The sequence below is a fragment of the Paenibacillus phytorum genome, from assembly GCF_013141715.1.
In the GTDB taxonomy this organism is placed as follows: Bacteria; Bacillota; Bacilli; order Paenibacillales; family NBRC-103111; genus Paenibacillus_E; species Paenibacillus_E phytorum.
This window is the reverse complement of record NZ_WHOA01000178.1, coordinates 1-9,760: the sequence shown is the minus strand read 5'-3', so window position 1 is coordinate 9,760 and position 9,760 is coordinate 1. Positions and strand designations below refer to the sequence as shown.

Below are 9,760 nucleotides of genomic sequence, written 5' to 3'. Positions count from 1 at the left end.
GGCAGCTCCCTTTTTTTGTTTTATTCAAGTAAAGGGCAGATTAATGCAATAGCATCCTGTCGCCGTATCGGCATTATATTCGTGGAGCAATGAGAATTTTTTATGGTCTATTTGGGGAATACCACCATGAAAAGGGAACTATGGAGGGGTGTATGTATGGGAGTTATTATGGGCATTATTTTTGGACTAATAGCTTTTTTCATTCTGTTTCTCATATTCATGTTGAATTTCGGGATTTTACCTAGAGACATTAAAGAACTATGGGTAGAACTTGGGAGTTTCGATTTATCCAGAAATATTAAAATATTGTTAGTTATTGGGATATTTATTGGTTTATTTCTGGGGTGGATGCTATACAAGGTTTTGACTGGTAAATAAAATCACAGGCTAACATTTTTTCTTTAACTAACTAATACTTAAAAGGTACTATTGAGTTCAAAAATAGGGATTACGCTAACGGGCAGGATTGTGGATAAGTTACTCATATGTTAAAATAAGGGAATTCTTACATCGACAAAAACAACATAGGGGGGATATGAAATGAATATGTTCAGCAAATTATTATTATTGGTAATAGGAATGTATGTTATATATCAAGGCTATACTACCTACACATTTGTTGCCAGAAGTGAAGATGGTAGTATGGGGATCAATAAATTAATATGGTTTTCTATTCCACTAACAGACTATCATTTACACACATATGGCTCAATATTTATTTGCATAGGTACTCTAATTACATTATCTCCGCTCGTGCTTTATCTACTCTCCTTAAAGAGAAGTAAGATTGTTTAGGATAAACTAGAGTGGAATTATCAAAAGCAATTGAACTAACGGGAGAACGTTTGTTCAATGATAGCAATGTAAGGTTTGCCAGTTTGAACGAAAGGTGATCGTAGCCTTTTTTACTAGGCTTACATTATAGATTTAGCGTTTAAATCCATTTAACTGCTGCTCAGCAATTTGTACAAGACGCTTTGTAATTGTTCCTCCGATAGAGCCTGCATCCCTTGTAAGGAGATTTCCATTGTAGCCATTTGGCTGAAGAGGGATGCCCAATTCTTGAGCTACTTCATACTTTAGTTGGTTAATTGCCGCTTTAGCCTGTGGTACGAGTAAAGTGCTGTTATTTGCCATGGGATAAAATCACTCCTTTTCTCAATGTGCTTTATTTTGTGGAGATTAAGGGAGGATTATGCAAGAATAATCTCATTTGAAAAGCTTTAGTTCCAGTAAGAAATTATTGTTTAATTTCGCCGACCAACTAAGTGATTGGCACAATGTGTCTGCTTATATTACTTCTTAAGTGAGTACAATATATATGTTTCAAATTACTCAAAGGGGTGTGCTAAAGTTATGACTAATCAAAAGAAAAGCGTGAAATCCGAAAAGCAAAAAAACCAAAAACCAAATCAAAAGGGTAAAATTGATGAGGCAAATATTAATTAAGGTGGTTAGTTAACAAAATGGTTCACATATAAAGCCCTAAAAAAGCCTGAGGAAACTTTCCCACAGAACAGGCTAAATTTTTTAGCTTATTTCATCAAGATAGAAAGGAGGTAATCTCAATGTCCGATAAAACTAAAACTAAGATAACCAAATCTCAGCGAACCGTAGATAAGGAACTGCAATCTCGAACTCGAAAATCGCCTGACCAATCTGCACAAAATAATACACACGATCAACCAGGTGATGCTTAAAAACATTTCAGCGAACCATTCAATTAACAGTAGCTGAATCTGTTGGTGTTGATTACACAATTGCATGAGGCGAAAACGAACCAATGAGGCTCTATGTGAAATAATAGTGGAAAATAGCATCATAATAAAGTAGGGAGATCAACTTTCGAATTTGGAGGATAAATACAATGACATCCAGTAGAGGACATCAAGGAGCTCATGGCACAGGACAAATTGTTAAGCAACTGAACAATCAAGCCCAAGCCGCGGAGCAAATTCAAGGAAGTAATAAGGTTGATCAAGAAATTATTGCAGCCGCAAACGAACATAGTTCAGAACTGGATGAAATCATTGATACGGATGTCAGTTCCTAAGTTGAGCTTCGGCATGGAACGATCTAAAGTAATACGAGTTAGAGACCTGCGGCATGCTTCATGCTGCGGGTTTTTTTTCTTGTTCGGCGACACAAACATAATCGTCGTTGTTTACAGTATGTAAAAAGTGCGTAACAGCGAACACCAGTTGAGGGGCTTGCCTCGCGGCAATTCCTTTTTTCTTCATACAACTTAAGGGCAGCATTGTGGAATAACTTTACAATAATATTTCGATCTTCTACAATATAAGAATGCACGTTCCTATTAGGAGGCTATTTCATTTGATTAGTAGTAGAGAAGATATCATTAGTCTTATTAGTGATGATGAATGGATGATGGACATCCTCAGGGCTTCTAAATCGTTACAACTGCCTGATTGGTGGGTTTGCGCAGGTTTTGTACGCTCAAAAATATGGGATACCCTTCATGGATATAAAGAGCGAACGCCACTATCAGATGTAGATGTAATTTATTTTGATGCATTAAATAAAAGTGAGGATATTGAAAAACGACTTGAAGCTCAGCTAAAACAAATCATTCCAAACATTCCTTGGTCCGTAAAAAACCAGGCAAGAATGCATGTAGTCAACAATATCCCGCCATATTCGTCTTCTTTGGACGCAATGTCTAAGTTCCCTGAGACAGCAACTGCTTTAGGGTTGAAGTTAGACAATCAGGATAATGTTTTGTTGGCTGCCCCATGCGGAATAAACATATAGAGAAACTGGAACAACAACTAACGCAATTGGAAGTCGTGAAGGTCTCCGCACAGGCTGAGCCTGCTTGAGCCACGTTTGGTTATTCGATTAATTGTAGCGGTAAACTTTCCGGAGATATGGACACTAGGATCTACACCAGTGAATGCAACCAATTTCTTAGGGTGATTAAACCGATCAATCTCACCGATTTCCGAAATAATTGTTGCCGCGATTTTTTCTCCGATACCGGGGATCGATTGGATAATCTTATATTCTTCAATTTCATTAGCGAGAGCATCGATTTGCTTTTCCAGGGCGGTTAGATGCTCTCTATAATGAAGCAGCATGCTGATATACATCTCAAGGCTGATTATATGGCTCTGGAAAGGAGCCTTGCGGAATGGATTCCGATCCGCAGCAGCCAATAGGGCTTTAGCTTTCTCCGCGGCCCTTCGATCAGATCTTCGGATACATAATGAGGTTATCTTCTCCGTTAACTTTGCTTCTCCCGCTCGCAATACGGCGTCAGACGTTGAAAATGCCAACAAGCTTTCAGAGAGACTGCAGAGTACAAATCCCCAAACACACCCTTATATTCAGGAAACACCTGATCTAATACAGTTTGGAACTGCAGCTTGATTTGAATGTACAGGCCCGTTACTGCATTATGCTGCCTTGTTAAATTTCTCAGGTATAGGAGTCTACCCTTCCACAACATAAGCCTTGAGAATACGTTGATTTTAAAATATAAAGGAGGAGATTAATTAATGGGTAGAATTCCTGGGCCTCCTGGCCCTCCTGGGATTCCGGGACCTCAAGGACCTGCAGGACCTCAGGGACTTCAAGGACCTCAAGGACCTGCAGGAGTAAGTCCTGAATCTGCTTGTGTTGAAGAGCTCACTAATATGCTTCAGCAGTTAGATAATCAATATATTTCTATCTCGACTACCGGCTTTTCAGATAGCATTGAGGGGCGCATTTTTCGGACCAGCAATGGAACAGTGATTTTAACGGGTATTTCCGGTACCCGCATTATTCCAATTTGTTCCATTAATTCCGTTGACTTCGGCCCTTTTGCATACCTTTTATTTCCCGATAATGATGTGATAACGACGATCAACACAGCCACCAACACAATAATGGGATTCCTTCCGGTGGGGGATGCTCCGACAGGGATTGCAATCACACCCGACGGTACCCGAGCTTATATCACCAATTTCCTTGCTGATAGGGTTCAGGTAATTAATACTGCAAGCAACACGATCTCCGGTTCTCCGATTATGGTTGGGGACGGTCCGTCCAGAATTGCTATTAAGCCTGACGGATCGCGTGCTTATGTCACCAATTTCATTGGCAATTCGGTATCGGTCATCGATACAGCCACCAACATGGTGATTGGCTCGCCGATTATGGTTGGCAATGGTCCTGGTGATATTGCCATTACGATTAACGGTAGCCGGGCTTATGTTGCTAATGTTACCGATGATACGATTTCCGTAATTGATCTTGCCACCAACATGGTGATCGGCTCGCCGATTATGGTTGGAGACAGCCCTAATACAATCGCTATCACACCCGATGGTACCAGAGCTTATGTCACCAATTTCTCGAGTTCCTCAGTGTCGGTGATCGATACCGCCTCCAATATGGTCATCACGACCATTATGTTACCGATGGGGAGTTTCCCTCAGGGGATTGCGATTACCCCTGACGGAACACGAGCATATGTCGCGAGAACCGGTGCGGATATGGTCGCTATTATCAATATCACAACAAATTTGGTAATCGCTCCGACGATCCCGGTCGGTGACCAACCAAACAGCATCGCGATTACTCCCGACGGAACACGTGCGTATGTAACTAATGGTGGCACTCCGGCTGTTTCGATCATTAATACCTCATCCAATATGGTAACTAGCGTGCCGCTTACGAATACAGGTTATTTCGGAGTCGCCATCACGCCCATTTCGATTTAGGGGGTTCCTTTGTGAACAAAGAGGATATCAGCGCATTGATACAAAAAGAGTTGGAGGAACATCCACAATCCACTAATTTAGAAATCGCCCAAAAATATCGAGTTCCACTCCATATCGTTCAGCTATTCAGAAATAAACTCCAAAAAAATGAGCTGGAGATAGGAGAGCGATAGGAGTGCACGTGTTCGCCAGGGCGCCGATCGTCGCCGGCTCCCCGACGTCGATTTGCACCCTACGCTCGAGCGCGCCCAGCTGTAACTCTTTTCTCATGCAGCACAGGACGTTGATGGCCGCCGGCGTTAATGTCACAAGGTTCTTGACATTGGGCGATGACATGTTTTTTTAGTCCCTGTCGAGCATTAAAAAAGCTAACTGATTGCGCAAACGGATAACGATAGTGAAGGAGCTTGCCTCGCGGCAGCTCCTTTTCTTGTTCAGCGTGCCCAGAGGCACGCATTATCTAGTTGGTGCAAGTCCAACCACGGGAGGGACCAAGCCACCCTTGTAGCTAGGATGCTTGCGTATGGCGAAATCTGTGCGTAAAAGCGCATCGACAAAAGTACTTGTCAGAGGCAGGGCGAGCAACATACCAGGCCGTAACATCAAGTGAATCCTGCCGCATCGTCAAAGAGGCCTCGCAAGAGGGACAAGAGGAAGCTGAGTCTCGTGAACATAGACGAAGGCCAAGGAAGCTGCGTAGATCTTGGAACAGCAGTGAAGAATCCTCCGGTGTAAAGGGATCGGCATGGTATGAAAGATAATGCAGTGAACTGGGGAGACCCTCCCCTGCACGGATTTTTTTTAGAAACCGTAAAGAGACACTCTATAAGCTCGAAAAGCGAAGTGAGCCGTCTGTAGGAAGGGAGTCCGAGGGGCTCATAGTACCAAAGAACCGAAGGACAACATAACCTTCGGGAGGGAAGGAGCCCTGCTTTGTTTATGCTTTTTAAGGAGGTACGAGTGAGTGAATGCCAATCGGCTAACGACACCAAAGGAAAAAGTTCAACAACTCCAAGAAAAGCTAGGTCATGCAGCCGAGGAAAACAAGAAACGTAAGTTCCACTCCTTGTACGACAAGGTTCACAGATGGGACGTTCTATGCGAAGCATGGAAAAGAGTGCGTGCTAACAAAGGTGCGGCTGGTATTGATGCCGTTACTCTTGCAGACATCGAAAAGCACGGGGAGATTTCGTTCATCAAGGAATGTCAGCGTGAACTACAAGAAGGCACATACCATCCTGATCCAGTGAGACGTCAATACATTCCTAAAAAGGATGGAAAACAAAGACCGCTCGGAATACCGACGGTTCGAGACCGAGTCGTACAAATGGCAACAAAACTAATGATTGAACCCATCTTTGAAGCGGATTTTCATGAAACATCCTTCGGATTTCGCCCGAAACGTGGTGCAAAGGGAGCACTAGACCGAATCCGTAAAGCCTGCAACCGTAAAGGGAATTGGGTAGTCGACATCGATATCCAAGGCTACTTCGACAACATTAACCAAGACAAGCTAATGAAACTGGTGCAAATGCGCATCAATGACAGGCGGATATTGTAGTTAATTAGGAAGTGGCTACAAGCGGGAGTTATGGAAGAAGGATCGGTAAGACGCTCCGACTTAGGCACACCACAAGGTGGCGTCATCTCGCCGTTACTGGCGAATATCTACCTCAACTACTTCGACCAAATGTGGGAGAAACATGGAAAAGGAGTAGGTGAGTTGACACGGTACGCAGACGACATGGTTGTAGTTTGCAAGACGAAGAAAGAAGCGGACCATGCGTACAAACTCATCGTTACAATTATGGAGCGTTTAGAACTCACCTTACACCCCACCAAAACACGCATAGTAGGCTTGTGGATAGGAGACGAAGGATTCGACTTTCTAGGCATGCACCATCGGAAAACAAAAGCTGAAACATCCCAAGGCAACGTGTATTTCACAACGCAACAGTGGTTAACGAAAAAGGCAGAAGAACGCATACGAGAAGTGGTTAAAGAAAGACTTGCACCACCGAGTTCACGTTCACGCTCTTTTGAGGAACAGGTAGGATGGCTCAATCCTAAAATTCAAGGATGGAGAAATTACTACCACACGACCTACAGCCATAGGAAATTAGCGAAGTTGGACTGGTACATACTGCAAAGGTTAACCCGCTGGTATGCTAAGAAAAGACAAAGAAATAGATGGATGGGTTCATTTCAAGAAGTTAAATATATTGCCAGACAAATGGGGCTTAAAACATTGTTGTAATCCGCATGCTCATGATTGAAGAACATCGGAAAGCCGTATGAGGGAAAACTTCATGTACGGTTTGATGAGGAGGGGCTGAATATTCAGCCCTTTACTCTAGTTCAAGTAAACGGGCAGTTTAGCGTGGTGGCACTCAAGTAACGAAATACGATAATTCAATTACCCACATCAAGAGGCAACCGCCAGAATGACCGGCGGCTTTGCTGTATTTACGGGCAGGATACTACGGCAAAACATGCCACGGATTACGCCGACTATGTGGAACAGAAACCTGCACACACCCATTAACCGAACCGTATACACCAAAGACAGCAATAAATCAGCCCCTTCCAGCCGACAAACAGCGGCAGATAGAGTTCAATAGCCTTTTTACAGAACTAAAATGTTGCTATAAATGGCTAGAAAATGGATTGAGATTCAATTCAAATGTTTTCTGAAGCCTCTATCCATTGGATTTCCTCGAACTTTGTTTAATATAAACCCGCGATATCCACTTACATTCATCAGTGCCAAATTCAATTCTCAAACGTATCTGACGTTGATCAACTTACCTCACACCACCAGTTATCTCGCTCTCTTCAAACGATCTAAACAGCATTAGATCGATTCGGCATCCCGTAGAGAACGATTCTCAGATTGCATGTGCAATACTCAATTCTTCTTCATCCAATTGTTGTTTTTAATCTTGTCCAAAGACCCTCCCAAATAATGTAAACTACACGAAAGTATATGAGGGGAAGAATGAATATGAGGAGGAACAACGGAATGAAGACAAAGATCTTGCTTTGTACGGCAGCTTTAAGTCTTATGGTGACGGGTGCCGCATTCGCGAACGAAGAGCATCCGGGTAACCATGCCGGGAAAAAGACGGGCTTAGAAAACGCGCTCGAACGAGGGGAAAAGAATGAAACGGCCCGGGAAGCAATCCGCCGGGCAATAGAGCGAAAGCAAGGAAAACACAATGAGACAAACTGGACGATAGAACAGCGGGTGGCCGTGGACTTGAAAGAGTTGGAGATTACATATGGAAACACCGATTCGAAAGATAAGGTCACTCAGGCTATTGCGCTGCCGTTAGCGGGAACTCATGGTTCCACGATCACTTGGAAATCGAGTGCGCCTTCGATTATTTCGGATGACGGACAAACTGTCATTCGACCTTCCGCAGGGCAAGGAGATGCTGTAGTAACGCTTATAGCCACTGTTAGTTACGGCGACGTTTCCAAAACTAAAACGTTTACCCTAACAGTTTTGCAACAAAACTCGGAGGCCCAAAGAGTAGCCTCAGATAAAGCGGCATTGGCCATTACTTTCAGCGGGACGGATACTGCAACTAGTGTAACCAAACCGTTAGTCTTGCCGCTTAGCGGAACAAACGCTTCCACGATAACTTGGGTATCCAGCAATACATCGATTATCTCGAACGACGGCAAAACGTTGAACCGGCCTACAACAGCTCAGGGGGATTCCGTGGTAACTATCACAGCGACCATAACCTATGGCAGCGTTTCAGATACCAAGACTTTCTCTTTGACAGTGAAGTCGTTACTTACTGATGCTCAAGAAGTGGCTGCGGACAAAGCATTGCTTACCATCACATTTAGTGGAACAGATACGGCAAACAGTGTAACTCAACCGTTAACATTGCCGCTTAGCGGGCCAAACGGTTCTACTATCACTTGGGTATCCAGCAATACATCCGTTATTTCGAATGACGGAAAAACCGTGCAACGGCCTTCCGCTGGCAGTGGCGACGCATCAGTCGTGCTAACCGCAATTTTAACAAACGGCAGTTCGTCAGAGTTCAAAACCTTCACCTTGACAGTAAAACAACAGTTGACGGACATACAACGTGTTGCCGTAGATAAGGAAGCTTTGGCTATTGTTTATGGAGGAACGGATACGGCATCCAATGTCACTCAGGCAATGACACTTCCGCTTACGGGTGTCAATGGTTCATCCATCAGTTGGGTTTCGAACAATCCGTCCATTATATCAAGCGATGGCAGAACTGTTAGTCGTCCGATCGCCGGACAAAGCGATGTAACGGTTGTCCTTAATGCTATCATCTCGGCTGGAGGTTATTCCGATACCAAGTCCTTTATCTTGACGGTAAAGCAGCAATTGACAGACGCGCAGCGGGTTGCTGCGGATAAATCAGCGTTGGCCATTACGTTCGGGACATCCGATTCCGTTTCCAGCGTAATGAGTAATATCGGTCTGCCAGCGATTGGGCCGAATGGATCGAATGTCGTTTGGATTTCGAGTAATACGGCAGTTATCTCTAACACCGGTGTTGTTACTCGACCGGCAGTAGCAGGTGGAGATGCTTCAGTTATCATGACGGCTGTTATTACTAGCGGCGGTTATGCTGAGACCAAAGCATTTGTTTTGACCGTGAAGCAACTTCCTTAATACGGCTGTAAAGCCCTAAAAAATCCGTCCACAGGACGGTTTTTTTAATTTTTGTGCAATGAAGGGGGATCCATAAGAAGGGGAAATCCTTTTATATTTCACCCAAATGGCATGTAATCGCCTTATCAACTAAGGGGGAAACTATAGTTTACTCAATAAGGGCTACGTTGCAAGACTAGATTCATTTATCGAAACCATCTAATAAGAATAAGGTTTGGCATGTTGAGGGTACTTCGTAGGTTATGATAAGATTATTAGATATCAAGAGAGAAATTGAGGTGAGAAGCTTGGACCGACTTTATGATATGTTACACTTTAACTCGGAGTTTGTAGAGAAGAAGGAATTTGAAAAATATAAAGC

Annotated in this window: 8 protein-coding genes and 3 pseudogenes; 8 read left to right on the top strand and 3 right to left on the bottom strand. The window is 43.5% G+C overall.

The genetic code is table 11. The features are described 5' to 3' along the window. Window positions 1-126 precede the first annotated feature (126 nt). Window positions 127-378 (top strand): hypothetical protein, encoded by a 252-nt coding sequence (locus GC098_RS25865; protein WP_171646086.1) that lies wholly within the window; start codon window positions 127-129, stop codon window positions 376-378. 549 nt (window positions 379-927) lie between these two features. Here GC098_RS25865 and GC098_RS25860 read toward each other — a convergent pair. Next, entirely contained in the window at window positions 928-1,137 is a 210-nt protein-coding gene (locus GC098_RS25860; RefSeq protein WP_057307795.1) for an alpha/beta-type small acid-soluble spore protein, read from the bottom strand. A 730-nt stretch (window positions 1,138-1,867) separates the two neighbouring features. On the opposite strand from GC098_RS25860, the gene GC098_RS25855 reads away from it, so the two are divergent. Next, window positions 1,868-2,053 (top strand): hypothetical protein, encoded by a 186-nt coding sequence (locus GC098_RS25855; protein ID WP_056623138.1) that lies wholly within the window; start codon window positions 1,868-1,870, stop codon window positions 2,051-2,053. A gap of 58 nt (window positions 2,054-2,111) precedes the next feature. Here GC098_RS25855 and GC098_RS40940 read toward each other — a convergent pair whose 3' ends face one another. Further along, window positions 2,112-2,240: a hypothetical protein gene (locus tag GC098_RS40940; protein WP_281367126.1), complete on the bottom strand. Its 129-nt coding sequence runs from the start codon at window positions 2,238-2,240 to the stop codon at window positions 2,112-2,114. 64 nt (window positions 2,241-2,304) lie between these two features. On the opposite strand from GC098_RS40940, the pseudogene GC098_RS25850 reads away from it, so the two are divergent. Beyond that, window positions 2,305-2,763: pseudogene (locus GC098_RS25850) on the top strand (nucleotidyltransferase family protein); the annotation flags it as partial. Window positions 2,764-2,828: 65 nt separating this feature from the next. Here GC098_RS25850 and GC098_RS25845 read toward each other — a convergent pair. Next, a pseudogene (locus GC098_RS25845) lies at window positions 2,829-3,454 on the bottom strand (transposase); the annotation flags it as partial. A 64-nt stretch (window positions 3,455-3,518) separates the two neighbouring features. Between GC098_RS25845 and GC098_RS25840 the strand changes: the two are divergent. From GC098_RS25840 to GC098_RS25825, 5 genes and pseudogenes are all read left to right on the top strand, one after another. Continuing rightward, window positions 3,519-4,727: a beta-propeller fold lactonase family protein gene (locus GC098_RS25840; protein ID WP_171646084.1), complete on the top strand. Its 1,209-nt coding sequence runs from the start codon at window positions 3,519-3,521 to the stop codon at window positions 4,725-4,727. An 11-nt stretch (window positions 4,728-4,738) separates the two neighbouring features. Continuing rightward, on the top strand, window positions 4,739-4,900 hold the full coding sequence (locus tag GC098_RS25835) for a hypothetical protein (RefSeq protein WP_171646083.1): 162 nt from the start codon (window positions 4,739-4,741) through the stop codon (window positions 4,898-4,900). Window positions 4,901-5,691: 791 nt separating this feature from the next. Beyond that, window positions 5,692-6,615: pseudogene (gene ltrA / locus GC098_RS40305) on the top strand (group II intron reverse transcriptase/maturase); the annotation flags it as partial. A gap of 6 nt (window positions 6,616-6,621) precedes the next feature. Then, a complete protein-coding gene (locus GC098_RS40300) occupies window positions 6,622-6,984 on the top strand; it encodes a group II intron maturase-specific domain-containing protein (RefSeq protein ID WP_246358968.1) in 363 nt (120 codons plus the stop codon). 765 nt (window positions 6,985-7,749) lie between these two features. After that, window positions 7,750-9,399 carry an immunoglobulin-like domain-containing protein gene (locus GC098_RS25825; RefSeq protein ID WP_171646082.1) on the top strand — a complete coding sequence of 550 codons (1,650 nt, stop codon included), beginning with the start codon at window positions 7,750-7,752 and terminating at the stop codon, window positions 9,397-9,399. The last annotated feature ends 361 nt before the right edge of the window (window positions 9,400-9,760 follow it).